Source organism: Thiococcus pfennigii (genome assembly GCF_016583835.1).
In the GTDB taxonomy this organism is placed as follows: domain Bacteria; phylum Pseudomonadota; class Gammaproteobacteria; order Chromatiales; family Chromatiaceae; genus Thiococcus; species Thiococcus pfennigii.
This window is the reverse complement of the sequence record NZ_NRRW01000001.1, coordinates 44,474-71,208: the sequence shown is the minus strand read 5'-3', so window position 1 is coordinate 71,208 and position 26,735 is coordinate 44,474. Positions and strand designations below refer to the sequence as shown.

Sequence of the window (26,735 nt, the reverse complement as noted above, 5' to 3'; positions counted from 1 at the left end):
CGGATCGGTTTAGGCGCCTCGGTAGGGGTCTTCGAGAAAGAGAGGCTGGCGCCCGCTGTCGTCCGACCGACGGCACCGAGGGGTTCAGGCCTTCGGTTCGTCGGCCGTGATCGGCACCAATTGCGCGTCGCGGCGTCGCTCCATGACCTTGCGGTAGAAGGCCAGCATCCGCTCGGCGAGGACCGGGGCCGACCATTCGGCGGCATAGGCGGTTCCGGCCTGCGCGAGCTCGGCGCGCAAGCCGGGGTCGCGCAGCAGCCGGACGGCCTTTGCGGCGAAGTCGGCCTCGTCCTCCTCGGCGATCAGGCTACCGCGGCCGTCGACGAGGACCTCGCGGGTGCCCATGACGGCGGTCGAGACGACCGGCAGGCCGAGCGCCAAGGCCTCGAGGACGACCAGGCCCTGGGTCTCGGTGCGAGAGGCGAAGACGAAGACGTCGCCGGCGCTGTAGCAGTCCTCGAGGGGTCCGCCGCGATCGAGGTAGCCGACGAAGCGGACCTGCTCGGCGATCCCGAGTTGGGCGGCGAGCGCCTCGAGCGAGCGGCGCGCCGGCCCGCCACCGGCGATCACGAGCAGCACGTCGGGCATCTCGGCCTTGACCGCGACCAGCATCCGCAGCAGGAACTCGACGTTCTTCTCGTGCGCGATGCGCCCGACATGGACCAGGACCGGGCGCTCGGGGGCGATCCCGTGGCGCGTGCGGAAGGCGGCCCCGTCGCCGCGGCGGAACCGTTCGAGCTGGATACCGGTTGGGATCACCTGGGCCGGGATCGTGACCCCGTAGCCGCGCAGCACCTCGAGCATCGCCCGGGACGGCACGACCAGTCCGTCGACGTCGTTGCACTGAGAGGTCGAGAATCGCCGGGTGATGAACCGCAGCCAGGCCGACGGCAGGAAGGTCACGTACTTGTCGAAGTACTGTTCGAAGAAGGTATGATAGCTCGCCACGGCCGGCACCCCAAGTCGGCGCGCCAGTCCGAGACCCGCGTAGTGGGCGATGAAGGGGGTCTGGATATGGACCAGGTCGTAGCCGCGGGCGAGCAGCGCTCGATGGTAGTGGCGTAGTGCGCGGGTGCGCAGGATGCGGTCCTCCGGGTCGATCGGCAGGTAGCGCGACGGGATGCGGATGATCTCGAACGGCTCGGCGGCGGCGCTACGCCCGTAGTCGGGGGCGATCAGGGTCAACTCGTGCCCTTTGGCGACGAGTTCGTGGGCGAAGGTTTGGATCGACGTCGAGACCCCGTTGACGCGGGGGAAATAGACGTCGGAGATCATCAGCACACGCATCGCGCGGCTCCCGGCCTCTGGCAAATCATGAAATGGTAACGGACGGCAGGCGTCCGTTGCGTGAGCGAATGGTTACATAAAAATGACGCTTCTGCTGCGACGGATGCCTTTCCTGTTCGGCGTGTTCCTGCTGTTCGCGGTCGGCGCTGCGCGGGCCGAACCGGCGCCGGTCCTATGGGGCTACGGGGGGCAGTCGTGCGCGCGGGTGGTCCAGGCGTCGGACGGCCTCGAGCGGGGCAACGAGGCCGAGATCGTCGATTACGGGCGCTTTCAGGAATGGGTGGCCGGCTTCGTCTCGGGGATCAACCTGGCAAGCGGGCGGGACGTCCTGAACGGCATGGCACTCAGCGTCGCGATGCAGCGCATCGAGGCCGAGTGTCGCGAGGATCCGCGGCGCGATCTCTTCAGTGCCGCGACGGCCCTGGTGCGCGCCTCGATGCAGTTCGATCAACTGGTGCGCTGAAGCGGCCCGAGCCGGTGGGGCGACACGTCCCTGTGTCGCGGCGAAGATCGCCGATCGGGCGACTGCGGTCAGGCTACTTGTAGGCGCCCACGCCGCAGAAGAAGCCCTCGTCGTTGGTCGCGATATAGCTGGTCTTCGGCTTGATCTCGTCGGTGCCCGGATAGGGCCAGCTGTAGTCCACCCAGCCCTCGCCGGACGCCTTGGCCAGCGCGATCATGTCCTGGAACAGCAGGTCGCCGTACTTGTTGAATTCGAGCAGGTTCTTGCCAACGAGCTCGGGCTTGACGGCGTGCGACAGCATGACGCCATCCATATCCATGCAGAAGACGTAGAGGTCCTTCTCCTGGAAACCACCGTCCGGGTCAGCGAAGGTCGCGAAGGCCTGCTCGCTGCCCATCTCGTTGACCGCGGCCCGCGCCTTCTCGCTCATCGCCTTGGCCTCATCGGGGGTGGCCATGTCGGCGGCGAAGGCCGGGACCATCAGGGCGGCGGCGGCAACTCCTACCAGGATCTGCTTCATCTCTGTCTCCTCGGTCTGTATCTCGTTGTCGGGAGTGCAGACGGTATTACATGTCGCAACCCGCGTCCATTATCCGCATGCCCGCTCGCAAGGCGAATCTGTTCGGATCGGCGGAAGAATGCAGACGAGGCCGATCGGCGGTCAGGCGTCGCCTGGACGGGTAGGGGCCAGCTCGCAGGCGACCCGGGCGGGCGGCGGATCGCCTGCCAGCGGTGCCGTCTATCGGGCGGGGTTGTCCTGGGCGCGACGCCGCACCTGGCCGCCTGCCAGGGCCGCGGCGAGCTCCATCGCCCGCACGAGCGTCTCCTCGCGCGTATAGAAGTGCGGCGAGAAGCGCACCCCGCCGCCGCGCGCCGCGCACAGCACGCCGTGCCCCATCAGCGCCTCGTAGAGGGCCGGCTGATCCGCCCCGGGCACGCGGAAGGTGACGATGCCGGCGCGGCGCGCCGCGGCCCGCGGGCTGAGCAGCTCGAAGCCATGGCGGTCGACGAGCGCGATGAGACGGGCGGTGCGCTCGCCGATCGCGTCGGCGACTCGCTCGATGCCGATCTCTTCGAGCAGCGACAGGCTCGCCTCGAGGGCATGGATGCCGAGCATGTTGGGGCTGCCGCACTCGAAGCGGGTCGCATCGGGCGCCGCACGCCAGTCGGGGCGCTCGAAGTCGCCGCGCTCGGCGACCATGTGCCAGCCGAACTGGTGGAGATCCAGCGCCTCGCGCAGCGCCGGCGCGACATAGAGCAGGGCCACACCCTCGGGACCGAGCAGCCACTTGTGGCCGTCGGCGACGACGAAGTCGGCGGTGCAGCGGCCCAGGTCGAAGGGCAGGGCGCCGAGGCTCTGGATCGCATCGACGCAGAGGTGGATGCCGCGCAACCGGCAGCCGGCCCCGAGCCGCTCGAGGTCGAGGCGCAGCCCGCGGGCATACTGCACCGAGCTGACTGCGACGAGCCGCGTGTGCGCATCGCAGAGGGCGAGGAGGTCGTCCTCCGGGGCCTCGGAGCGCGCGAGATCGAGCTGGCGCAGCCCCACCCCGCGCGGGGCCAGCGACTCCCAGACGATACGGTTCGACGGAAACTCCTGGAGGATCCCGACGACATTCTCGCCCGGCTGCCAGCGCAGCCCATGGGCGATGATCGAAAGGGCCTCCGAGGTGCTCTTCACGAGCGCGATGTCGTGCGGTGCCGCCCCGATCAGCCGGGCCAGGCGCTCGCGCAGGCGCCGCTCGGTCGCGAGCCAGGCCGGATAGCGTCGCGACCCGAGCCGGGCGTTCTCCTCGGCGAAGCGTGTCACGGCCGCGACCGTGCGGCGCGGCCACGGCGCGACGCCGGCGTGATTGAGATGCAGGACCTCTGGGTCGAGCGGGAATTCGTCGGTCATGGTGCGATCGGGCCTTGCCAGGGGTTGCATGCGGCGCTGCCGAGCGGCCGGCTCGAGGTGCCGACCGGGCTGACGATTTGGGTCCCATTGTGCCGCACTCGGTCGCTCGGCGCGCGCCCCTCGCCGATGGGGCATCGCGGTGAGCGGCCCGATGCCAGGTGATGCGATGGCACCGAGTTTGCTTTGAGCTCAGCCAAGAACGCGCCGTGACCGGCGCCCGGGATCGTTTCCAAACGATGGAATGGCCCGGCGGCCACTGGACTCAGTGTACCGTCGGCGGGCTGGGACTAGGGGACCGACGCCATGATCAAGCAAACCAGCAACGGGAAAGACCGCGGTAACAGGCGCAAGCACACGCGGCTGCCGATGAGTATCCCGGTGACCATCCGGGCCGAGGGTGCAGAGACGTTCCATCGTGTGCAGAATCAAGACATCTCATGGGGCGGGGTGCGGTTCCTCGCATCGAAGGCGGCCGTAGCCAATCTCAAGTCGGTGACCGTGACCTTTCCCTGGAGCAATGGCCGCCATTTCTCGGCGCTCGCCGAGGTGGTGCGCAAGGACAGCGTCGATGATGAGACCGCGCTCGTCGCCGCGCGGTTCTCGAGGCTCTCGACCGCCGATCAACACCGCTTGGAGAAACTCTTGCAGATGCTGCACGGCGCAGGCGCTCCGGCAAGCAGCGAGCCGAATCTGTCGATGGCCCCGGTGCTCGAGATCTTCTTCAGCGATACCCAGGAGATCTACGACAAGCTGGCCGAGATCGCCGAGGGCCGGTTCTCGATGACGGTCTTCGAGTCCTACGAGCCGGGTCAGAGCATTCGCCTGGTGCTCGGCGGCATCGCCGATGTCCCGGCGCTGCGGCTGCGCGCCCGCGTGGTTCGGATCGAGGCCGTGCAGTCGGAGGCGGCCTCGGAGTGGGCGATCTTCAATCTGGAGCTGAGCTTCGAGCACCCGGCCGACGAGCTCAAGGCGGCGGCCGCGTCGCTGGAGCACCAACTCGCGACCAGCCGGGCGACCTCCGGCTTTGCCGGCGACGCCGAGGATATGGCCTCCGAAGACCTCCTCGTCTGACACTTGTGGCGATGCGCCGGTGGGCGCTCAGGTCACGGTGTCGTAGACCTGCTGGGCGATCTCGAGCTCCTCGTTGGTTGGGATCACGAGGACCTTGACCGGACTGTCCGGCGTACTGATATCCTGTTCGCCGAGCGCAGCCTCGTTCGCCGCCGCGTCGAGGTGGATCCCGAGATTCTCCAGGTGGCCGCACGCACGCGATCGGATCAGGGCATCGTGCTCGCCGATCCCGCCGGTGAAGACGATGGCGTCGACCTGGCCGAGCACGGCGTAGTAGGCACCGATGTACTTGATCAGGCGGTGACAGAAGACCCCGATCGCGAGTTCGGCGCGGTCGTCCCCGGCCTCGGCCAGGCGGTGGATCTCGCGCATATCGTTGACCCCGGCGAGGCCGAGGAGGCCGCTCTGGCGGTTCAGCAACTGGTCGAGCGTGTCATTGTCGAGACCCAGGTTCTTGCTCAGATAGAAGAGGATCGCCGGATCCAGGTCGCCGCTGCGGGTCCCCATCACCAGGCCCTCGAGCGGTGTCAGACCCATCGAGGTATCGACGCTGCGTCCGTTGCGGATCGCCGTCGCGCTGGCCCCATTGCCCAGATGGAGCGTGATCAGGTTGCAGTCGCGCAACGGCCTGTCGAGCAGCGCCGCGGCACGCTTGGCGACATAGTGGTGGGAGGTCCCGTGAAAGCCGTAACGGCGCACCCTGTGCTCCTTGTAGAGATACTCGGGTAGCGCATAGCGGTAGGCGGTGCGCGGCATCGTCAGGTGGAAGGCGGTATCGAAGACGATCACCGAGGGCACGTCGGGACAGAGTTCGCGGGCCACGGCGATGCCGGCCAGGTGTGCCGGGTTGTGCAGCGGCGCGAGCGGGATCATCGCCTCGATGACGCCGAGCACCTCCTCATCGACGATCGTAGGGCTGTGAAAGACCTCGCCTCCGTGCACGACTCGGTGGCCGATGGCGCCGAGCTCATCGAGATCGGCCAGGGTGCGGCTCTCGCGCAGGCCCTCGATGATGTGGGCGATCGCGGCATGGTGGTCGGGGATGGCCAGGTTGTCATCGCGACGGTGGTCGACCCCCTCCGCGTCGGTCCATCGGCAGGACAGATCGCCGACTCGCTCGCCGATGCGGCTGACGGCCCCCGAGGCCAGCGACGGCCAATCCTCGCTGTCGAAGAGCTGGTATTTGATCGATGAGCTGCCTGAGTTGAGGACCAGGATCTTCATCGTCGTTCTCCATTGAAAGCATGACAACATCCGGGGACGATCGCCGGCGCCGGGCCTACGAGGATCTCCGCGGGCCTCCGGGCGCTCGGGTGGATCGCCGCGGCCGCCGACCAGCCCGGATTCTAACCGCTGCGCCGGCGCTCCGCCGCGTCCCGACCGACGGGCTGGTTACGCGCCGGCCTGTCGGCGACCGTTTTGGGCCTGCACTGCGGTGATCACGACGGTGTTGACGATGTCGGCGACGGTGCAGCCGCGGCTCAAGTCGTTGACCGGCTTGTTGAGGCCCTGGAGCACCGGGCCGATCGCGACGGCCCCGGCGCTGCGCTGGACCGCCTTGTAGGTGTTGTTGCCCGTGTTGAGGTCGGGGAAGATGAAGACGGTCGCCTGCCCGGCCACCTGGCTGTCGGGCATCTTCGAACGGGCGACGCTGGCATCGACGGCCGCATCGTACTGGATCGGGCCGTCGAGCTTGAGGTCCGGGCGGCGCTCGCGGGCGATCCGCACGGCCTCGCGCACCCGCTCGACGTCCTCGCCCTTGCCCGAGGTGCCGGTCGAGTAGGAGAGCATCGCGATGCGCGGCTCGATGCCGAAGGTCGCCGCCGTCGTCGCCGAGGTGATCGCGATATCGGCCAGTTGCTCGGCGTTGGGGTTAGGGTTGACGGCACAGTCGCCGTAGACCAGTACCCGGTCGGCCAGGCACATGAAGAAGACGCTCGAGACCAGGTGTACGCCTGGACGGGTCTTGATCATCTCGAAGGCCGGGCGGATCGTGTGCTGCGTCGTGTGCACGGCGCCCGAGACCATCCCGTCCGCATCGCCGTGGTGGACCATCGCGGTGCCGAAGTAGCTCACGTCCTCCATCAGATCATGGGCCATCTGCTCGGAGATGCCCTTGTGCTTGCGCAGCTCGAAGTAGGTGCGGGCGTACTTCTCGCGCTCCGGGGCCGTCGCCGGGTCGATGATGCGCACCTTATCCAGGGTCAGGCCGAACTCGCCGATGCGTCGGGAGATCTTCTCCGGGTCGCCGAGCAAGACCAGGTCGACGACGTCGCGCAGCGACAGGATCTCGGCGGCGCGTAGGATCCGCTCGTCGGTGCCCTCGGGCAGCACGATCCGCTGGCGGCTCGCCTTGGCCCAGCGCACCAACTCGTATTCGAACATTAGCGGCGTCAGCCGATCCGAGTGATGCACGGCGAGGCGCTCGCGCAGATCGGCGATCGCGACGTTGGCCTCGAACAGGCCGAGCGCGGCGGCCACCTTGCGGCCGTCCTCGGCGAGGATCGTCGGCTCGATGCGGCTCACATCGAGCGTCGTCGCGAAGGTATCGCTCGAGACCCGCAGGATCGCGACCTTGGTGCGGCGCAGGCCCTCGATCAGGCGCTCGAGGTTCCTCGCGAGCGGCAGACCGCCGGTCAGCAACAGCCCGGCGACGCGCGGGAAGGCGGTCGAGACGTCGGCAGCGAGCGCCGCCAGGATGATGTCGGAACGGTCGCCGGGGGTGATGATCAGGCTGCCATCCTCGACATAGTCGAGGAAGTCCGGGATCTCCATCGCGGCGATCTTGAAGTTGGACACGACCTGGGTCAGGGCGTCGGCATCGCCGTAGAGGCACTCGGCGCTGAGCGCCTTCTGGACCTCGCCGACCGTCGGGCTACTCAGCGCTGGCTGCGCGGGCAGGACGTAGACGCTCTCGCTTCGCGGCAGCAGGCTGCGGGCGCGGCCCAGCACCAGTTCGCGATGCTCCGGGGCGATGCCGTTGACGACGGTCGCCACCAACTCGCTACCGCGATCGATCAGCGACTCGTGGACCATTCGCACCGCATCGAGGGTCTCCCCAGGCGTGCGGTGAAAGCCCCGGACGACGGCGACGATCGCGCAGCCGAGGTTGTTGGCCAGATCGGCATTCACATCGAATTCGAGCGACGGGGAGATGCCGCTGAAGTCCGTGCCGGCGCAGACGACCAGGTCGCACTTCTCCTCGAGCATCTTGAACTTGTGGATGATCAGCTTCAGCAGTTCGTCGTAGTGGCCGCCGCTCATCAGTTGGCGGGCCGTCTCGGCGGTGCACCCGTAGAGCATCTCCTCGGCGAAGGGCAGATCGTAGCGTTCGCGGATCAGCGCGATCAGGCTGTCGTCGGCGGGTGCGGTGGAGAGCACCGGACGGAAGAAGCCGACTCGCCGGTTGACCGACGAGAGCATCTCCATGAAGCCCAGGACTACGACCGATTTGCCGCTGCCGGCGCTGGCGCCGGCGATATAGATGCTCTGCATGTCTCTCTCTGTCGATGGGTGTGTCGCCCGGCCGGCCGCCCCGCGCGCCGCCGGCACGACCGCCGAAAAGGGGGCGATCTTACCAAACTCCGATGTCGGTCCGTCGATGTGGCCTGCACGAACCGGGCGAGCCGTATGAGGGCGACTTCGCGGCGTGCTCCCGGGGCACGCCGCATGGTCTACAGCACGACCAGTCGGCCCTGGGGTCGCGGTCGGGCGCAGTGCATCTGGCGGGCGTCGACCATAAGTCTGACCAAGGCGCCGTTGGTCCGCACAGCGGACCCCGCCGGTGCGGGCTCTTGATCGGGTCGGGGTGACGGGACCGTCCCCGGGGATGGTCGGAGTTATGATCAAGGCCATCTGGCGGAACGTTTCGCCGTCGCTGGCGGTCCTCTCGAAGAGATGCCCGGCCCACGATGGGCAGCGGCGCGACGGCATTCCCCCGCGCCGCGACAACACCCAGGCCCTCCTGTATAAAGTGCCTTCCGCCCAGCCGAGTCGATCCCCATGGTGCGTCTCCTCGTCTTGACCCTCTCGCTCCTGATCCTGCCTGCTACGCTCCATGCCGACCCGCCGCCCGAGGGGCCGGCGGTGATCGTCGCCGAGGCCGTGTCGCGGCCGCTGGCCGATCGCGTCGAGGCGCTTGGGACGCTGAAGGCCAACGAGGCGGTCACGATCACGGCCAATGTCACCGAGGTGATCTCGGCGATCCACTTCGACGATGGCGAACGGGTCACGCGCGGCCAGGTCCTGGTGGAGATGAACAGCGCCGAGCAGCAGGCCCTGCTCGACGAGGCCATCGCCCGCCTGGGCGAGGCCGAACGCCAGTTCGAGCGGGTCAAGTCGTTGGTGGCCCAGCGCTCGGCCTCCGAATCGATGCTCGACGAGCGCCGCCGCGATGTCGAGACGACCCGGGCGCTCGTCGTCGCGATCCGCGCGCGACTCGCCGACCGTGTCATCGAGGCGCCGTTCGACGGTGTGGTCGGGCTCCGCGATATCAGCCTCGGCGCGCTGGTGACGCCGGGCGACCTGATCACGACGATCGATGACGACAGCGTCATGAAGCTCGACTTCGCGGTGCCGAGCGTCTATCTGACGACGCTCGCCCCCGGGATGGCGATCGAGGCCCGCGCCCGCGCCTTCGGCGACGAGGTCTTCACCGGCGCGATCCGCGGCATCGACAGCCGCGTCGATCCGGTCACACGCTCGATCCAGGTGCGCGCGATCCTCCCCAATCCCGAGCGTCGCCTGCGCCCCGGCGTGCTGATGCGCGTCGAGCTCAAGCGCAACGAGCGCGAGGCGCCCGTCATTCCGGAGGCGGCCCTGGTGCAGGCCGGGCGCGAGCACTTCGTCTTCGCCCTCAGCGCTGAGCATGTCGTGGAGCGGCGCCGCGTCGAGATCGGCGCGCGCTTGCCGGGGGTCGTCGAGATCCGCGACGGGGTGGCCGTCGGCGAGCGGGTCATCAGCCAAGGCCAGGACAAGGTCCGTCCGGGCCAGACCGTGCGGGTCCTGGCCGTCGATGATGGCACGAGGACGCTGCGCGAGATGTTGGAGGCCGGGCAGTGATTCTGTCCGACGTCGCCGTCACCCGGCCGGTCTTCGCCAGCGTCCTGTCGCTGCTCCTCGTCGCCTTCGGGCTGGTCGCCTGGGATCGCCTGCCGCTGCGCGAGTATCCCGACATCGACCCGCCGGTCGTCTCGGTCGACACCGTCTACCCCGGGGCGGCGGCCAACGTCGTCGAGACACGCATCACCCGGGTGATCGAGGACCGCATCTCGGGGGTCGAGGGCATCGAGAGCATCGAGTCGGTGAGCGAGGACGGGCGCTCGGCCATCACCATCCGCTTCGATGTCACGCGCGACATCGACGGGGCCGCGAACGACATCCGCGACCGCGTATCCGGTGCCCTCGATGAACTGCCGGACGAGGCCGAGCCGCCGGATATCCAGAAGGTCGACAGCAACGAAGACGTCATCATGTGGCTGAACCTGGTCAGCGACCGGATGACGGTGCCCGAACTCACCGACTACGCGCGCCGCTACCTCGTCGACCGCTTCTCGGTGCTCGACGGCGTCGCTCGGGTACGGGCCGGGGGCGGGCAGAGCTTCGCGATGCGCATCTGGCTCGATCGCACCGAGCTGGCTGCGCGCGGTCTGACGGTCGCCGACGTCGAGGCGGCGCTGCGCGCCGAGAACGTCGAGCTGCCGGCCGGCAGCGTCGAGTCGCTCACGCGGCAGTTCAGCGTGCGCGTCGACCGGGCCTTCCACACGGCCGAGGATTTCGCGCGTCTGGTCCTCGCCCGCGGCGCCGGTGGCTACCTGGTCCGCCTCGGTGACGTCGCGCGCGTCGAGCGGGGCACCGACGAAGACCGGACCTTCTTCCGCGGCAACGGGGTGCCGATGGTCGGGATCGGCATCATCAAGCAGTCGACGGCCAATACGATCGCGGTCGCCGAGGCGGCGAAGGCCGAGATGGAGCGGGTCAATGCGATGCTGCCCGAGGGCATGGAGCTCAAGCAGAGCTACGACACCTCGGTGTTCGTCAAGGGGGCGATCCAGGAGGTCTATAAGACCCTGACGATCGCGATCGGCCTCGTCATCCTCGTCATCTTCCTATTCCTCGGCTCGGGGCGCGCGACCCTGGTGCCGGCGGTGACGGTGCCGGTCTCGTTGGTGGCGACCTTCACGGTCCTGCTGTTCTTGGGCTTCTCGGTCAATATCCTGACGCTGCTGGCCCTGGTACTCGCGATCGGCCTCGTCGTCGACGATTCGATCGTCGTATTGGAGAACATCCACCGGCGCATGGGAGAGTACGGCGAGACCCGTCTGGTCGCGGCCTTTCGCGGTACCCGCCAAGTCGGCTTCGCCGTCATCGCGACGAGCCTGGTGTTGGCGGCCGTCTTCGTGCCGATCGCGTTCCTCCAGGGCGATGTCGGGCGCCTGTTCGCCGAGTTTGCGCTGACGATGGTCGCGGCGGTCGGCTTCTCGACGCTGGTCGCGCTGACCCTCTCGCCGATGCTCGCCTCCAAGGTCTTGGCGCCGGCCCACGGCGGTGGCCTGAGCGAGCGAGTCGATCGCGGCTTCGGCTGGGTGCGACGCGGCTACCGCGCCCTGCTCGGGCTGTTTCTGTCCCAGAAATGGCTGATCGGCCTTTTGTTCGCGGCGACCCTGGCCGGCGCCCTGTGGCTCTTCGATGCCATCCCACAGGAGTACGCACCGAAGGAGGACCGCGGCGCCTTCTTCGTCCTCGTCAATGGCCCCGAAGGGGCGTCGTTCCAGTACATGTCGCAGTACATGGACGAGATCGAACGGCGCCTGCTGCCCTATGCCGAGAGCGGCGAGGCGATCCGGGTCCTGGTGCGCGCGCCGCGCTCGTTCGGCAACAGCGCCATCTTCAACACCGGCATGGTCGTCGTCGTCCTCAACGACTTTGCGCAGCGCCGCTCGGGCTGGGCGATCATGGAAGAGGTGCGCGCCTCGCTCGCCGGCCTGCCGGGCGTCAAGGCCTTTCCGGTGATGCGCCAAGGGTTCGGCGCGCGCATCCAGAAGCCCGTGCAGTTCGTCCTCGGCGGTGGCACCTACGAGGAGCTGGCGGCCTGGCGCGACATCCTGCTCGCCAGGATCGAGGAGGACAACCCGGGCCTGACCGGCATCGATTGGGACTACAAGGAGACCAAGCCCCAGCTGCGCGTGGCGATCGACTATGACCGCGCGGCCGACCTCGGCGTCAGCGTCAGCACGATTGGGCGCACGCTGGAGACCATGCTCGGCTCGCGGCGGGTGACGACCTACATCGACGCCGGCGAAGAGTACGACGTGATCCTCGAGGGCGAGCGGGCCGCTCAGCGCACGCCAGCCAGCCTCGAGAACCTCTATGTCCGCTCGCAGCGCAGCGGCGAGCTGATCCCGCTCGCCAACCTCGTCACGGTCACCGAGGTGGCCGACTCGGCGAGCCTCAATCGCTACAATCGGATGCGGGCGATCACGATCGAGGCCAACCTGGCCGACGATCTCGCCCTCGGCGAGGCCCTGGACTACTTAGAGCGCCTCGTCGCCGAGCATCTCCCGGAGCAGGCCCAGGTCGACTACAAGGGCCTGTCGATGGACTTCCGCGACAGCGCTGGCGGGGTGCTGTTCGTCTTCCTGCTCGGGGTCGTCGTCGTCTACCTGGTCCTCGCCGCCCAGTTCGAGAGCTGGATCCATCCGCTGGTCATCATGCTCACGGTGCCGCTCGCGATGGCCGGGGCCCTGCTCGGCCTCTGGCTGACCGGCCAGACGATGAACCTCTACAGCCAAATCGGCCTCATCATGCTGGTGGGGTTGGCGGCCAAGAACGGCATCCTGATCGTCGAGTTCGCGAACCAGTTGCGCGATCAGGGCCGCGCCTTCCGCGATGCCCTGTTCGAGGCGGCCGACGTGCGTCTGCGCCCGATCGTGATGACCGGCATCACGACGGCCGCCGGCGCGATGCCGTTGATCCTCTCGCAAGGGGCCGGCGCCGAGACGCGCATGGTGATCGGCACTGTGATCTTGTCCGGGGTGCTGGCCGCGACCCTGTTCACGCTGTTCGTGGTCCCGGTCGCCTACGACCTGCTCGCGCGGGGCACGGGCTCGCCCGGGGACGTCAAGCGCCGGCTCCTCGCCGAGGAGGCGACGGCCGACCGAGAGGCCACCTGAGCAGGGAGCACAGGGTCGATGGCGCCGAGGACTGCGGCCGGATCCTCGGGCTGTCCTGTCCCTTGCGGTCTCGGCGCGTCTCAGCCGCCTTTACGCCAAAGGCGGCCTGCCCGTTCTGCGGCCGTGACCAGGGCCAGGATCAGGGCCCCAGCCAGGATGCCGACGACCGCGTTCGCCAGTGGGCCGACGAGCGCCGCGAGCACGAGGCCAATCGCCGGGACGCCGCGCGCCGCCTCGACCAGGCTGTGCAACAGGTGCTCGGCACCGGGAAGGCCGTGGACGAGGATCCCGCCGCCGACGAGGAACATCGCGGCCGTGCCGATGACCGCCAGGCCCTTCATCAACAGCGGCGCGGCGTCGATGAGCCGCCGGCCGAGGCCACGGAGCAGGCGCGCGCCGCGGCCGGTGCCAGGGCGGCGCCCCAGGTAGAGACCGAGGTCGTCGAGCTTGACGATGCCGCCGACCAGCCCGTAGACGCCAACCGTCATCAGCAGGCCGACGCCGACGAGGACGGCGAGCTGGGTCGCGAGGCTGGTCTCGGCGACGACGCCGAGCGTGATGACGATGACCTCGGCCGAGAGCACGAAATCGGTCCGGATCGCGCCCCGGATCTTCTGCCGCTCGAGGTCGGCCATGCTCTGGCCCGGATCGAGGAGGGCCGCAGTCAGCTGAGCGTGCTCGCGAGCCGCCTCCTCCGGCGGGTGGAGGTAGCGGTGGGCGAGCTTCTCGAACCCCTCGTAGCAGAGGAAGCCGCCGCCGAGCATCAGCAGCGGCAGGATCGCCCAGGGCGCGACGGCGCTGATCAGGAGCGCGGCCGGGATCAGGATCGCCTTGTTCTTCAGGGAGCCGACGGCGACCGCCCAGACCACCGGCAACTCGCGCTCCGCCAGCACCCCGACCACCTGCTGGGCGTTGAGCGCCAGGTCATCGCCGAGGACCCCGGCGGTCTTGCGCGCCGCGACCTTGGTCATCGCCGAGATGTCGTCGAGGACGGTCGCGATGTCGTCGATCAGGGCAAAGAGGCTGGTGCCGGCCATCGCTGGCTCCTGGTTGGGCTATCGGAAATGGGATGGCAGTAGGCCGGCCCGGGGGCGCGCGGGCGGGGGGAGACCTCGCCCGCTCAGCGCCGCCGCGTGCCGCCGAACAGGGACCCCAGGACGCCCCGGACGATCTGCCGACCGAGTTGGGTGCCGATGGCCCGCGCCGCGCTCGTGGCCATGGCCTCCATCGTGCCTCGCCGCGGGCCGCGCGGGCGCGCTGCGCGCGGGTCCGTCGACGCTGCATCGACGGTCGCGGCGCTCTGTGCGGCCATCTCCCGCAGGATCTCATAGGCCGAGACACGGTCGATGGCCCGCTCGTAGACGCCGGCGACCAACGAGTCGCCGAGGATCGCCTGCCGCTCGGCGGCGGTGATGGGGCCGATGCGCCCGCCCGGCGGGGCGATCAGGATCCGCTCGACCATGGTCGGGATGCCGTCGGCGTCGAGGGTCGAGACGAGCGCCTCACCGACGCCCAACTCCCCGATGACCCGTTCGACATCGAGCGCGGGGTTGGGCCGGAAGGTCTGGGCCGCGGCGCGCACCGCCTTCTGCTCGCGAGGCGTGTAGGCGCGCAGCGCATGCTGGACGCGGTTGCCGAGCTGGCCGAGGACCGTATCGGGCAGGTCCAGCGGGTTTTGGCTGACGAAGTAGACGCCGACCCCTTTGGAGCGGATCAGGCGCACGACCTGTTCGATCTTCTCCAGCAGCACCTTGGGGGCATCGTCGAACAGCAGGTGGGCCTCGTCGAAGAACAAGACCAGCCGCGGCCGATCCAGATCGCCGACCTCTGGGAGCTGTTCGAAGAGTTCCGAGAGCAGCCACAGCAGGAAGGCGCCGTAGACGGCCGGGGTGTGCATCAGTCGGTCGGCGGCGAGCACGTTGACGAGACCGCGACCGGCCGCGTCGGTCTGGATGAGGTCGTGGATGTCGAGCGCTGGCTCGCCGAACAGGCTGCTCCCGCCCTGCTGCTCGAGACTCAGCAGGCGGCGTTGGATCGCGCCGATGCTGGCCGCGGAGACATTGCCGTGGGTGGCGCGCAGGGCGCCGGCCTGCTCGGCGACGTGTACGAGCATCGCGCGCAGGTCCTTCAGGTCGAGCAGCAGCCAGCCGTTTTCGTCGGCGACTCGAAAGGCGACATCGAGGACGCCCTCCTGGACCTCGTTAAGCCGCAGCAGGCGCCCGAGCAGCAAGGGGCCCATCTCCGAGACGGTCGTGCGTACCGGGTGACCCTGCTCGGCGAAGATGTCCCAAAAGGTCACCGGGCAGCCGGCGTATTCGAACCCCTCCAGGCCGAGTTCGCGGACCCGCTCGGCGACCCGCCGGTTGTCCCCCCCGGGCTGGCTGAGCCCGGCCAGATCGCCCTTGATATCGGTGACGAAGACCGGCACGCCGCAGCGGCTGAAGGACTCGGCGAGCCGCTGGAGGGTGACCGTCTTGCCGGTGCCGGTGGCGCCGGCGATCAACCCGTGGCGGTTGGCCATGCCAGGCAACAGGTGGACCGAGTGCACGCCGCGGCCGACGAGTATGGGATTGGGCATTCGCGAGGATCCTTCCGGCATGGGAGGGGATGCGGGCTATGGTACTGTCTCGAACCGTCGTGGCAAAGGCCGCCCGGCGTGCTTGGAGGGCACCTTGGAAGATTCGAGGCGCCCGGACGGGGCCAGCAGCCCCCACCATGTTCGGTTGTCTGAGAGGCTGACAGGGAGGCGAGGCGAAGATCGCATCTTCGCCTCGCGTCGTCGAAGAATCGCCGGGATGGCCATCTTCGGAGATCTCCTGGAGTCGGCCCGCATGTGCGCGCGGTGTGCCGTTTCCATCGCGGCGGCCTTCGCGTTATTTTAGGCCGTTGCCTCTATCGGTCTCCGCGACGCGGCTGAGGTCCGAACGGGCCCCACGGGCCTGGGCGCGATGGCCTTCGGCTGGATCTCGGCCGACCCGGCAACCCCCGGGAGGCGGATCGCCGGCCGGGCATCCGACCCGATCGGCTCGCCGCTCCGGCAACGCTGCGGAGCGTGTCCGAATCAATACGAACCAACCCAATGGCTGTTTGGAGCTGTCGATGAAAAAGAGATGTCGTTTCCGGTCGATGCCCCTGCCCGTCGTGGCGCTGGCGACTATCCTGTTGCTGGCCGGCTGTGGTCCCGAGGCCCCGTCGGGCCCCGAACTCTCGGCCCCGGAGGCGCTGGAGAGGGCGCAGCGCGGCGAGCTGATCATCGTCGATGTCCGCACGCCGGGTGAGTGGCGCCGCACCGGGGTCGGTGCTGGTGCCCTCGAACTCAACATGATCCAGTCGCGCGGCGGCGAGGAGTTCATCGAAAAGCTCCTGGAGCAGGTCGGTGGCAATATGGATACGCCGATCGCCCTCATCTGCCGTACCGGTAATCGCAGCGGCAATGTCCAGCGGCTCCTGCTGGAGAACGGTTTCACCGAGGTCTATAACGTCCGCGAGGGCATGGCCGGCAGCGGGGCCGGACCGGGCTGGCTGGAACGCGGCCTGCCGGTCGAGGACTGCCGCAGCTGCTGATCGTCTGGACAGTCGTCCGCTCGCGCGTCATGGGGACCTTGAATTCTTCAACCCAAAAGCGGCCGTTGGACGGTGCCCGAGGTGCGCCGCGCGGGGTGCCCGGTCAGGCACGAGGAGGCGCAATAGCCAGGCTATTGCCACGACTTGTAACGCCACCGGGCGTTGCGCGCGACCTGCGTCGGCCGTCGTAGCGGCCTTCACCGAGCGGGCGAGCAGGACCCATACCCCTATAGCGCCTCGCCACGGTTCCGACCGACTTCCTTCCATGATGAAGCGGTCAACTGCCCTTTTTAGGCCTCATGTCGGGGCCTCGAACAGCGAGCGCTGGATGGGGCGGCCCGGTGGGCTGAAGCGGCGGCTGTCGAGGTGCCAGGCACCGCCATCCGTCCCCAGGCCGGCGCGGCGGGCAGCGAGCGCGAAGCGCTGCGCGATTAGCGCGGCGATCGGCCCGCTGCCGCTGTGACGGTGGCCGAAACGCGGGTCGTTGAGCCGGCCGCCGCGGCATTGGCGGATCAGGTCCAGGACCTTGGCCGCACGGTCCGGATAGTGTGCCTGGAGCCATTCCTGGAACAGGTCTTTCAGCTCGTGCGGCAAGCGGATCAGCTGGCTGCACGCCATCCTCGCCCCGGCCTCGGCGGCCCGTGCGAGGATTCGCTCCAGGTCGACGTCGGTGAGGCCCGGGATCACCGGCGAGACGAGGACGCCGACCGGCACACCGGCCTCGGCCAGGGCCTCGATCGTCGCGAGGCGCCGCGTCGGCGAGGCGGCGCGCGGCTCCAATCGCCGGGCGAGTTCGGCGTCGAGCGTCGCGAGCGAGACCCGCACCGCGATCAGGTTCTCCCGGGCCATCGCCGCGAGGCGCTCGAGGTCGCGCAGCACTAGGGCCGACTTGGTCGTGATGAAGGCCGGGTGGCGCCAGTCGTGCAGGACCTCGAGGACCGCCCGGGTGAGGCCGAGGCGTCGCTCGAGCGGCTGATAGGGGTCCGTGTTGGAGCCGAGCGCCAGCGGGGCCGGGCGATAGCCGGGTGCCGCCAACTCGCGAGCGAGTTGGGTCGCGGCGTCCGGCTTGTAGAACAGCCGGGTCTCGAAGTCCAGACCAGGCGAGAGGCCGAGCCAGGCGTGCGAGGGCCGGGCGTAGCAGTAGAGGCAACCGTGCTCGCAGCCGCGGTACGGATTGACGGCGCGGTCGAACGGGATATCGGGCGAGGCGTTGTAGCTGATCACCCGGCGGCTGGCGTCGACCTCTACGGTCGTGCGCAACGGCTCCTCCGATGCTTGCCACCAGCCGTCGTCGACCGTCTCCCGGCGGTGCTCGGCATAGCGTCCGTCGGGGTTCGAAAGGGCACCGCGGTGCGGTGATCGTTGCGCTGGGTCTTGCGCCATCGTCTTGCCTCGCTGAACCTGCTCCACCATCGCCAGTCACGTTTCCATTTGTTGGCCGCGAGCCCGATCCGACGTCGGGGTGGCCCGATCCGGAGATAGAGTCTATCCATGATGGACCAGCTCGCGCAGATCCTCGTGCTGCTTGCCGTCGCCCTGACGGTCGTGATCGCGTTCCAGCGCCTGCATGTACCGACCAGCCTCGGTTATCTGTTGGTCGGCGTGATCCTGGGGCCGCACACGATCGGACCGACCATCCACATGCCGGAGCTCAGCGCCCTGGCCGAGTTCGGGGTCGTCTTCCTGCTCTTCACGATCGGGCTGAACTTCTCGATCCCCCAGCTCCATGCGCTGCGCCACCAGGTCCTCTGGCTGGGCACGGCCCAGGTGGTGTTGACGACGGCCGTCGTCGCGCTGATCCTGTGGCTCGTCGGCCTGCCGGGGGCGGCGGCCTTCGTCCTCGGTGCGGCCTTCGCCCAGTCCTCGACGACGATCATCGGCAGCCAGTTGGCCGAGCAGGGCGAGGAGAACAGCCCGCACGGGCGGCTCGGCCTGGCGATGTCGGTCTTCCAGGACGTCACCGCGGTGCCCTTTCTGGTCGTCATCCCCGTCTTGGGCGTGGCGCTCGCCCCCGACCTGCTGGCCGGCGCGCTCGGCGCGGCGATTGCCAAGGCGGTGCTGGCCTTCGTCATCGTCTTCTTCGTCGGGCGTCGACTCCTGCGCCCACTCTTTCACCTGGTCGCCAAGCGGCGTTCCCCCGAGGTCTTCACGCTGGCGGTCCTGTTGGTCGCGCTGCTCGCCGCCTGGTCGACGAGCAGCCTGGGCCTGTCATTGGCGTTCGGGGCCTTTCTCGCTGGGATGATGCTCGGGGAGACCGAGTTCCGTCACCAGGTGGAGTCGAGCATCCGGCCCTTCCGCGACGTCCTGCTCGGCCTCTTCTTCATCGGCATCGGGATGCTGTTCGACCCGAGCGCGCTGCCGCGGATCTGGCATTGGGCGCTGGCCGGGGCCCTGCTGATCCTGGTCAGCAAGGTGCTGATCGTCGGGCTGATGGTGCGACGCAGCGGCATCGAGCCCCTGGTCGCCTGGCGCACCGCGCTGCTCGTCGCGGTCGGCGGCGAGTTCGGCTTCGCGCTCCTGGCGCTCGGTCTCGGGGCCGGCGTGATCGACGAAGCGCTCGGCCAGATCGCGCTCGCCGCGATCCTCTTCTCGTTGATCGGCGGGGCGGCGTTGATCCGCTTCAACCGGGCCATCGCGGCGCGCTTCGCCGGACCCCGCGTCGAGGCGGCGGACCCGCCGAGCGCACTCGCCGAGTCGCCCGAGGCGCAGGTAGTGATCGGCGGCTACGGCCGCGTCGGGCACACGATCGCGGTCCTGCTGCGCAATAGCGGCGTATCCTTCGTGGCCTTCGACACGGACCCGAAGCGGGTGCTACAGGGCCGCGCCGACGGCCATCAGGTCCTCTACGGCGACATCGCCGATTCAGAACTGCTGACGGCGATCCAAGTCGAACGGGCGGCCCTGGTGATTATCACGACCGATCGGCCGGCTACGGCCCTGCGGGCCGTCTCCTTCCTGGGTCGCCACTGCCCGCAGGTGCCGGTCATCGCCCGGGCGCGCGACCTCGAGGCGAGCTCGCGTCTGAGCGAGGCCGGGGCGACGCATGCCTACCCAGAGGCGATCGAGGCGAGTCTGCGGCTCGGCGCGATGGCCCTGGAGATGCTTCGCATCCCGAGCGAGGATATCGAACTGACCATCCAGGGCGTGCGGGATTGGCAGTACCGTGCGGTCCTCGAGCCCGAAAGGGATGGCTGAGGTAGGCTGTGGGCGTGCGAACGACCGAGGCAGCGAGATGATGAAGCGATTCGCCGATATCCTCTGTGTGATCGGATCGCCCGTCCGTGACGGGTTGGTCCTTGCGCGGGCGGTCTCGCTCGCCGAGAACAATCAGGCGCGGCTCACGGTCGCCGCGTTGCTGCCGGTGGTCCCGGCGGGTAGCGCCGGTGCGGCCCCAGACCCGGCGGTGACGGGCGACGCCCGGCGGATCCTCGCGCGCCTGACCGAACCCTATCGGCAACGGATCGAGATCCGCCACGCGGTGCTGGTCGGCACCGGCTTTTTGGAGGTCATCCGTGCCGTGCTGCGCGAGGGGCACGACCTGGTGATCAAGGCGGCCGAGGATCCAAGCTTCCTCGACCGCCTGTTCGGCTCCGACGACATGCACCTGCTGCGCAAGTGTCCCTGCCCGGTGTGGCTGACGAAGCCGGGCGAGCGCCCCAACTACGCCCGCATCCTGGCGGCCGTCGATATCGAACCGCCGACCCCCGAGGCCGAACTCGCGCCGCTCAATCGCCGCATCCTCGAGCTGGCCGGATCGCTCGCGCTGTCGGACTTCGCCGAGCTGCACCTCGCCCATGCCTGGGACGTGCCGGAGGAACGCTTCGTGCGGACCTGGAGCGAAAATCCGCACGTCGATGGACCGGCCTACGTCGAGGGGGAGCGGCGCTACCATCAGGATGGCCTGGACCGGCTCGGCGAGCGATTGCGGGGGTTGATCGGCGCCGAGGCCTTCGCGTATCTCGTGCCGCAACTCCACCTCTGCCGCGGCCCGGCGAGCCTGGTCATCCCCGACCTCGCGCGGCAGCTCCAGGCGGACCTGGTCGTGATGGGGACCCTCTCGCGCACCGGGGTCGCCGGGCTGTTTATCGGTAACACGGCCGAGGCGATCCTCGAGCAGCTGACCTGCTCTGTCCTCGCGATCAAGCCGCCCGGCTTCGTCTCGCCGGTCGCCTGACGGCCAGGTCGCGAGCGGTGGTGTTCAGGTCGCCTCGGCCTTCGGCTTGCGCGTTGGGCGATTGACGTACCGGACCATCTTCACCGCGTTGTCGCCGGTCTGGATGATCTCGATGACATGGCCGTGCAGCTTGAGACTGGTACCTGTCTCTGGGATCGTCTCCAGGTACTCCAAGATCAGGCCGTTGAGGGTCTTCGGTCCCTGGGTCGGCAGCTTCCAGCGCAGCACCCGGTTGAGGTCGCGCACGCTGATGCCGCAGTCGATCAGGATGCTGCCGTCCGGGTGGCGGACGATCTCCGGAATGTTGTCGGCCGGGTCGGTCGTGAACTCGCCGACGATCTCCTCGAGCAGGTCGGTGAGCGTGATGAGCCCGAGGAAGTCGCCGTACTCGTCGACGACCAGCGCGACGCGCTGGCGCTCGCGCTGGAAGTTGATCAGCTGCTGATAGAGGCGCGTCCCTTCGGGGACGAAGTAGGGCCGGTGACAGATCTCGCGCAGCTGCTCGCGCGTGAAGTCTTCGCGCTCGCGCATCAGGCTCAGGACGTGGCGCATGTGCAGCAGGCCGACGACGTTGTCGACCCCGCCGTCGAAGACCGGCAGGCGCGAGTAGCCGGCATTGCGCAGCGTGCGCATGACGTCCTCCTCGGGATCTTGAAGGTCGATGCCCTCGACCTCGTGGCGCGGGATCATGATGTCCTCGACCGTCGCCCCCTCCAGGTCCAGGATCGCGAGCAGCATGTCGCGGCTGCGCTCGGGGATCATGGCCCCCGCCTCGCTGACGACGGTGCGCAACTCCTCGCGGCTCAGGGTCTGGTTCGGCGCCCCGACCGGCTCGACCCCGAGGAGCCGCAACAGGTTGTTGGCGATCATGCTGACCGACCAGACCAGCGGCGAGAAGAAGCGGATCAACGGGGTATAGACGTAGGCCGCGGGGTAGGCGAGGCGTTCCGGGTGCAGGGCCGCGAGGGTCTTGGGCGTGACCTCCGAGAAGATCAGGATCACCAGCGTCAGCAGCCCCGCGGCGATCGCGATCGCATTGTCGCCGCCGATACGTAGCGCGATGAGGGTGGCGAGCGACGAGGCGAGGATATTGACGAAGTTGTTGCCGAGCAGGATCAGTCCGATAAGCCGGTCCGGACGCTCGAGCAGGGCCTGGGCCAGGCGCGCACCGCGGTGCCCGCGATCGGCCAGGTGGCGCAGGCGGTAGCGGTTGATCGTCATCAGGGCCGTCTCGGATCCGGAGAAGAAGGCCGAGAGGACGAGCAGCAAGAACAGCGAGAAGAAGAGCGCGGCAAGCGGGGGCTCGGTCACGGCGGACACCTGTTGGTCTCGCCCCGGGCGCCGCCCCTGGGCCGACGGCGCGGCGAACGGCAGGCGGCGGACCTGGTCGGCGATGCAAGACTTGGCCAGAAGGTCTGTGACACGCGTTGGACGCGGCGCGGGGCCGGAGTCGGGCGGTGCCACGCCGGTCGGACACCGCGCATTGTCATCCCGCGTGCCGACCCGGCCGCGCCCAGGTCGGGCATGGCCAGCGGGCCGCCGGTGGGCGGCCCGGGGTCAGCGGATTTCGGCCGGCCGGTTCAGAAACCTTCGGTCGAGATGAAGAGGCCGACGCGCAGATCCTTGGCGGTGTAGATCTCGCGGCCGTCGACCTCGACGGTGCCGTCGCCGATGCCGAGGACCAGCTTGCGGGTGATGACCCGCTTCATGTCGATCTTGTAGGTGACCTTCTTGGCCGTGGGCAGGACCTGGCCGGTGAACTTGACCTCGCCGACGCCGAGCGCCCGGCCATGGCCGGGGTTGCCGATCCAGGCGAGCCAGAAGCCGACCAGCTGCCAGAGGGCGTCGAGGCCGAGACAGCCGGGCATCACAGGATCGCCGGGGAAGTGGCAGGAGAAGAACCAGAGGTCCGGCTTGACATCGAGCTCGGCGAGGATCTCGCCCTTGTCGAAGGCGCCGCCGCTGTCGGTGATCTTGAGGATGCGATCGAGCATCAGCATGTTGGGCGTCGGCAATTGGGCATTGCCGGGCCCGAACATCTCGCCACGGCCACATTGCAGCAGTTGCTCTCGATCGAAGGCTTCCACTCGGCTCATGCGTTGTCTGTCCTGGGGTCTCGAGGGTGGGGCCGGGCGAGTGTCGCCCGGCACTGGAATCCCGGTATGGGGATGAGTCAGTGCGCGGCGAGCCGCTCGCGGAGGAAGGCGACGACCTCGGCCAGCGGGATCAGCCGCGAGTCGCTGTCGCGCCGGCCCTTGTACTCGACGGCCCCCGCATCGAGGCCCTTGTCGCCGACGACGATCCGGTGGGGGAGGCCGATCAGCTCCATGTCGGCGAACATGACGCCCGGGCGCGCGTCGCGATCATCGAGCAGGACCTCGATGCCGGCCGCCTGGAGGTCGGCATAGAGCCGCTCGGTCGTCTCGCGCACGCGGTAGGACTTGTCCCACTTCATCGGCAGCAGCGCGACGGCGAAGGGCGCGATCGGCGCCGGCCAGCAGATGCCGCGCTCGTCGTGGTGCTGCTCGATCGCGGCGGCGACGACCCGCGAGACGCCGATGCCGTAACAACCCATCGTCAGGGTCGCGGCCTTGCCGTCCTCGCCGAGGACGGTCGCCTTCATCGCCGCGCTGTACTTGCGCCCGAGCTGGAAGATGTGGCCGACCTCGATGCCGCGGGCGATCGTCAGCTGGCCGTGGCCGTCGGGGCTCGGATCGCCAGCGACGACGTTGCGCAGGTCCGCGACCGGCGGCAACGGCAGGTCGCGCCCCCAGTTGAGGCCGAACCAGTGTTTGCCGTCCTCGTTGGCGCCGGCGCTGAAGTCGGCGATGACGGCGACGGCGCGGTCGGCGATGACCGGGATCGCCAGCCCGCGTGGTCCGAGCGAGCCGGGGCTGGCGCCGATCGCGGCGCGGATCTCGGCCTCGCTCGCGAAGCGCAGCGGCTCGGCGACCTCCGGTAGCTTGACCGCCTTGACCGCGTTGAGCTCGTGGTCGCCGCGCACGAGGAGGGCGACCAGATCGGCATCGACGGCCTCGGAGGCGGCGACCACCAGCGTCTTGACGGTACGCTCGATCGGCTGGCCGAACTGCTCGACCAGGTCGGCGATCGTGTGCGCGTTCGGGGTGTCGACCAGGCGCGACGTCTCGCCGGGCGGCGGGCAGGCCGCGCTCGGCGCCAGCGCCTCGGCGAGTTCGATGTTGGCCGCGTAGTCGCTCGCATCGGAGAAGGCGATGGCGTCCTCGCCGGAGGCGGCGAGGACGTGGAATTCGTGGGAGCTGTGCCCGCCGATGCTGCCGGTATCGGCCTGGACCGGGCGGAAATCGAGGCCGCAACGGCGGAAGATGCGGCAATAGGTGTCGAACATCGCCTGGTAGGTCTCGCCGAGCGAGGCCTCGTCGAGATGGAAGGAGTAGGCATCCTTCATCAGGAACTCGCGGGCGCGCATGACGCCGAAGCGCGGCCGGATCTCGTCGCGGAACTTGGTCTGGATCTGATAGAAATTGACCGGCAGTTGCTTGTAGCTGCGCAGCTCGTTGCGGGCGAGATCCGTGATGATCTCCTCGTGCGTCGGGCCGAAGCAGAAGTCCCGCTGGTGGCGGTCGCGCAGCCGCAGCAGCTCCGGGCCATATTGGTCCCAGCGGCCGGACTCCTGCCACAGCTCGGCGGGCTGGACCGCCGGCATCAGGACCTCGAGCGCCCCGGCGCGGTCCATCTCCTCGCGCACGATGCGCTCGACCTTGCGCAGCACCCGCAGGCCCAGCGGCAGCCAGGTATAGAGGCCGGCGGCGAGGCGGCGGATCAGCCCCGCGCGCAACATCAGCTGGTGACTGACGACCTCCGCGTCGGCGGGGGTCTCCTTGAGGGTCTGGAGCGGGAATTGGGAGGCGCGCATGCTCGTGTCTGGGCGACGGAAAATTTTGGAGTCTAGCGGGAGGAGATGACGAGGACAAGCGGGCGGGTACGGACGGCCGGGGCGGCGCGGACCGCCCCGGTGACAACCCAGCGCCGGCAGCCGAGGCTGCCGGCGGTCGGATCGGCGAAACGATGGAAACGGGAGCCGATCGGTCGGCGACGCCGTCGGGCACGCATCAGTCGCCCGGGACTGCGTCGTGCGCCTTCAGGTGGGATCCCCGGGGGAGGGGGATCCCACGATCGGCGTTCAGAAACGGCGGCCGCCGCCACCGCTGCGCGGCGGCCGCTCGGCGCGCGGGCGAGCCTCGTTGACCTTGATGTTGCGGCCCTTCAGCGAGGTCTCGTTGAGCGCCTTGATGGCCGCATCGGCCTCGCTGTTGTTGGGCATCTCGACGAAGCCGAAGCCCTTTGACTGGCCGGTGAACTTGTCCGTGATCACGCTGACGCTGCTGATTTCACCGAAGGCGCCGAACGCCTCGCGCAACTCGTCTTCAGTGACTCCGTAAGCCAGGTTTCCTACGTAGATATTCATCTCGTCGATCTCTATTGCGGGCTGTGCATTGTTGGGAAAGGAACGATCGCGTAATCAATGCACGAATTAGGCGAGCGTTTGCCGCCGTCCCGAGCCATCGGGAAGGCGCGGATCTCGTTGCAGCGAACAATGCGTGTGGCGCGCCGCTCCAGGGCGACAGCGAGGGCCGACGCCGCCTCGCGCGGCCTGCGCAACGGCCTCGATATCGGACCTCGAACCAGGCCGACCGAGCCGACAAGGATCCCTTGGCCGACGGTTCGGTCCCGATTGTGCCTGAGGTCGTCCGTAATCGCCACGTTTTATCGGGAATTGGGTGCGGGGCGCACGCGGGTCAGCGCGTCGCGTTGCGGGGCTGCTGCGTCGCCGCGGTGCGCGGACGGCCGCGGGAGCGGCGGCGCGACGGGGCGGAGGGCGCGGGGACGGTCGCCACCGGCATCGCCGGCGCCTCGAAGCCGTCGACCGAGGCCGAGGGGATCTCGCGCTTGAGCAGGCGTTCGATGTCGACCAGCAGCTTGCGCTCCTCCGGGCTGACCAGCGAGAAGGCGGCCCCGGCGCTGCCGGCCCGCCCAGTGCGGCCGATGCGGTGGACATAGTCCTCCGGGACGTTCGGCAGCTCGAAGTTGACCACGTAGGGCAGCTGATCGATGTCCAGGCCGCGGGCGGCGATATCGGTCGCCACCAGCGCACGGACCGCGCCGCGCTTGAAGCCGGCGAGCGCGTTGGTGCGGGCGGTCTGGCTCTTGTTGCCGTGGATCGCGGCGGCGGCGATGCCGTCGCGGATCAGTTGGTCGGTGAGCCGATTGGCGCCGTGCTTGGTGCGGGTGAAGACCAACACCTGCCCCCAGCCCTGACTGTGGATCAGGTGCGAGAGCAGCTCGCGCTTGCGCTCCTTGGCGACCGGATGGACCAGTTGCGAGACCCGTTCGGCGGCCGTGTTGCGCCGGGCGACGGCGATCGTCACCGGATCGCGCAGCAGGCCGTTGGCGAGTTGCTCGATCTCATCGGAATAGGTGGCCGAGAACAGCAGGCTCTGGCGCGCGCTCGGCAGCAGCTTGAGGATCCGACGGATGTCGTGGATGAAGCCCATGTCGAGCATCCGGTCGGCCTCGTCGAGGACCAGGATCTCGATGCCGGAGAGGTCCAGCGTGCGTTGGCCGACGTGGTCGAGCAATCGCCCGGGTGTCGCGACGACGATGTCGACGCCGCGGCGCAGCCGGTCGATCTGCGGCTGGATGCCGACGCCGCCGAAGATGATGGTTGCGCGCAGCGGCAGGTGCCGGCCATAGGTCGAGATGCTCTCACCGACCTGGGCGGCGAGCTCGCGCGTCGGCGTCAGAACGAGGGCGCGCGGCCGGTTGCGGCCGGTCTGGCCATCGCAGAGCCGTTGCAGCATCGGCAGCGTGAAGGCGGCGGTCTTGCCGGTGCCGGTCTGGGCGCCGGCGAGCACGTCGCGGCCGGCGAGGACCGCCGGGATCGCCTGGGCCTGAATCGGGGTCGGGGTGGTATAGCCTTGCGCCGCGATCGCGCGCCGCAATTCGTCCATGAGACACAGAGAATCGAAAGACATGAATGCTCCTGGGTCGGCCTACCCAGGTCTGTTCTGGGCCGGTCTAGGCTCGTTGATCGTTATTGGAGTGTTTCGGGGATGAGCCTGGGAAGGG

Annotated in this window: 20 protein-coding genes; 7 read left to right on the top strand and 13 right to left on the bottom strand. The window is 68.9% G+C overall.

Annotated features, from left to right (window positions below; all coding sequences use genetic code 11):
- Positions 1–84: 84 nt before the first annotated feature.
- Positions 85–1,287: a glycosyltransferase gene (locus CKO41_RS00300; RefSeq protein WP_200248813.1), complete on the bottom strand. Its 1,203-nt coding sequence runs from the start codon at positions 1,285–1,287 to the stop codon at positions 85–87.
- 82 nt (positions 1,288–1,369) lie between these two features.
- Between CKO41_RS00300 and CKO41_RS00295 the strand changes: the two genes are divergently transcribed.
- Complete coding sequence (locus tag CKO41_RS00295) at positions 1,370–1,750, top strand: hypothetical protein (RefSeq protein WP_200248816.1); 381 nt, start codon at positions 1,370–1,372, stop codon at positions 1,748–1,750.
- A 73-nt stretch (positions 1,751–1,823) separates the two neighbouring features.
- Here CKO41_RS00295 and CKO41_RS00290 read toward each other — a convergent pair whose 3' ends face one another.
- Together CKO41_RS00290 and CKO41_RS00285 are read right to left on the bottom strand one after the other, a co-directional pair.
- Positions 1,824–2,270 (bottom strand): cache domain-containing protein, encoded by a 447-nt coding sequence (locus tag CKO41_RS00290; RefSeq protein ID WP_200248828.1) that lies wholly within the window; start codon positions 2,268–2,270, stop codon positions 1,824–1,826.
- Between the two features lie 219 nt (positions 2,271–2,489).
- Positions 2,490–3,647, bottom strand: a complete 1,158-nt coding sequence (locus CKO41_RS00285; protein ID WP_200380925.1) for an aminotransferase class V-fold PLP-dependent enzyme — start codon at positions 3,645–3,647, stop codon at positions 2,490–2,492.
- A 303-nt stretch (positions 3,648–3,950) separates the two neighbouring features.
- Here CKO41_RS00285 and CKO41_RS00280 point away from each other — a divergent pair, with 303 nt between their 5' ends.
- Complete coding sequence (locus CKO41_RS00280) at positions 3,951–4,718, top strand: PilZ domain-containing protein (RefSeq protein WP_200248834.1); 768 nt, start codon at positions 3,951–3,953, stop codon at positions 4,716–4,718.
- Between the two features lie 27 nt (positions 4,719–4,745).
- On the opposite strand, the gene CKO41_RS00275 is transcribed toward CKO41_RS00280, so the two are convergent.
- Complete coding sequence (locus CKO41_RS00275) at positions 4,746–5,942, bottom strand: acetate/propionate family kinase (RefSeq protein WP_200380924.1); 1,197 nt, start codon at positions 5,940–5,942, stop codon at positions 4,746–4,748.
- Positions 5,943–6,110: 168 nt separating this feature from the next.
- Positions 6,111–8,213, bottom strand: coding sequence for a phosphate acetyltransferase (gene pta, locus CKO41_RS00270; RefSeq protein WP_200380923.1), 2,103 nt, complete (start codon positions 8,211–8,213; stop codon positions 6,111–6,113).
- Between the two features lie 507 nt (positions 8,214–8,720).
- Between pta and CKO41_RS00265 the strand changes: the two genes are divergently transcribed.
- Both CKO41_RS00265 and CKO41_RS00260 read left to right on the top strand, forming a co-directional pair.
- Complete coding sequence (locus tag CKO41_RS00265) at positions 8,721–9,779, top strand: efflux RND transporter periplasmic adaptor subunit (RefSeq protein ID WP_200248843.1); 1,059 nt, start codon at positions 8,721–8,723, stop codon at positions 9,777–9,779.
- Entirely contained in the window at positions 9,776–12,889 is a 3,114-nt protein-coding gene (locus CKO41_RS00260; RefSeq protein ID WP_200380922.1) for an efflux RND transporter permease subunit, read from the top strand. Before CKO41_RS00265 ends, CKO41_RS00260 begins: the two co-directional genes overlap by 4 nt.
- An 80-nt stretch (positions 12,890–12,969) precedes the next feature.
- Here CKO41_RS00260 and CKO41_RS00255 read toward each other — a convergent pair whose 3' ends face one another.
- Positions 12,970–13,926 carry a DUF808 domain-containing protein gene (locus tag CKO41_RS00255; protein WP_200248849.1) on the bottom strand — a complete coding sequence of 319 codons (957 nt, stop codon included), beginning with the start codon at positions 13,924–13,926 and terminating at the stop codon, positions 12,970–12,972.
- 83 nt (positions 13,927–14,009) lie between these two features.
- Positions 14,010–15,467: a helicase HerA-like domain-containing protein gene (locus CKO41_RS00250; protein ID WP_200380921.1), complete on the bottom strand. Its 1,458-nt coding sequence runs from the start codon at positions 15,465–15,467 to the stop codon at positions 14,010–14,012.
- Between the two features lie 521 nt (positions 15,468–15,988).
- Here CKO41_RS00250 and CKO41_RS00245 point away from each other — a divergent pair.
- Positions 15,989–16,453: a rhodanese-like domain-containing protein gene (locus CKO41_RS00245; RefSeq protein WP_242463837.1), complete on the top strand. Its 465-nt coding sequence runs from the start codon at positions 15,989–15,991 to the stop codon at positions 16,451–16,453.
- Between the two features lie 297 nt (positions 16,454–16,750).
- Here the strand turns inward: CKO41_RS00245 and CKO41_RS00240 are convergent, their stop codons facing one another.
- A complete protein-coding gene (locus CKO41_RS00240) occupies positions 16,751–17,836 on the bottom strand; it encodes a PA0069 family radical SAM protein (protein ID WP_200380920.1) in 1,086 nt (361 codons plus the stop codon).
- Between the two features lie 108 nt (positions 17,837–17,944).
- Here CKO41_RS00240 and CKO41_RS00235 point away from each other — a divergent pair, with 108 nt between their 5' ends.
- Positions 17,945–19,648 carry a cation:proton antiporter domain-containing protein gene (locus CKO41_RS00235; protein ID WP_200380919.1) on the top strand — a complete coding sequence of 568 codons (1,704 nt, stop codon included), beginning with the start codon at positions 17,945–17,947 and terminating at the stop codon, positions 19,646–19,648.
- A 37-nt stretch (positions 19,649–19,685) separates the two neighbouring features.
- Positions 19,686–20,627 carry a universal stress protein gene (locus CKO41_RS00230; protein WP_242463836.1) on the top strand — a complete coding sequence of 314 codons (942 nt, stop codon included), beginning with the start codon at positions 19,686–19,688 and terminating at the stop codon, positions 20,625–20,627.
- A 24-nt stretch (positions 20,628–20,651) separates the two neighbouring features.
- Here the strand turns inward: CKO41_RS00230 and CKO41_RS00225 are convergent, their stop codons facing one another.
- The 5 genes from CKO41_RS00225 to CKO41_RS00205 all read right to left on the bottom strand — a co-directional run bounded on the left by CKO41_RS00225 (position 20,652) and on the right by CKO41_RS00205 (position 26,641).
- Positions 20,652–21,938: a CNNM domain-containing protein gene (locus CKO41_RS00225; protein WP_200248869.1), complete on the bottom strand. Its 1,287-nt coding sequence runs from the start codon at positions 21,936–21,938 to the stop codon at positions 20,652–20,654.
- Positions 21,939–22,207: 269 nt separating this feature from the next.
- Positions 22,208–22,723 carry a 3-hydroxyacyl-[acyl-carrier-protein] dehydratase FabA gene (fabA, locus tag CKO41_RS00220; protein ID WP_200248887.1) on the bottom strand — a complete coding sequence of 172 codons (516 nt, stop codon included), beginning with the start codon at positions 22,721–22,723 and terminating at the stop codon, positions 22,208–22,210.
- A 77-nt stretch (positions 22,724–22,800) separates the two neighbouring features.
- Positions 22,801–24,522 (bottom strand): proline--tRNA ligase, encoded by a 1,722-nt coding sequence (locus CKO41_RS00215; protein ID WP_200248890.1) that lies wholly within the window; start codon positions 24,520–24,522, stop codon positions 22,801–22,803.
- Between the two features lie 267 nt (positions 24,523–24,789).
- On the bottom strand, positions 24,790–25,074 hold the full coding sequence (gene rbp / locus CKO41_RS00210; RefSeq protein WP_200248893.1) for an RNA-binding regulator: 285 nt from the start codon (positions 25,072–25,074) through the stop codon (positions 24,790–24,792).
- Between the two features lie 331 nt (positions 25,075–25,405).
- On the bottom strand, positions 25,406–26,641 hold the full coding sequence (locus CKO41_RS00205; protein WP_200248915.1) for a DEAD/DEAH box helicase: 1,236 nt from the start codon (positions 26,639–26,641) through the stop codon (positions 25,406–25,408).
- Positions 26,642–26,735 lie beyond the last annotated feature (94 nt).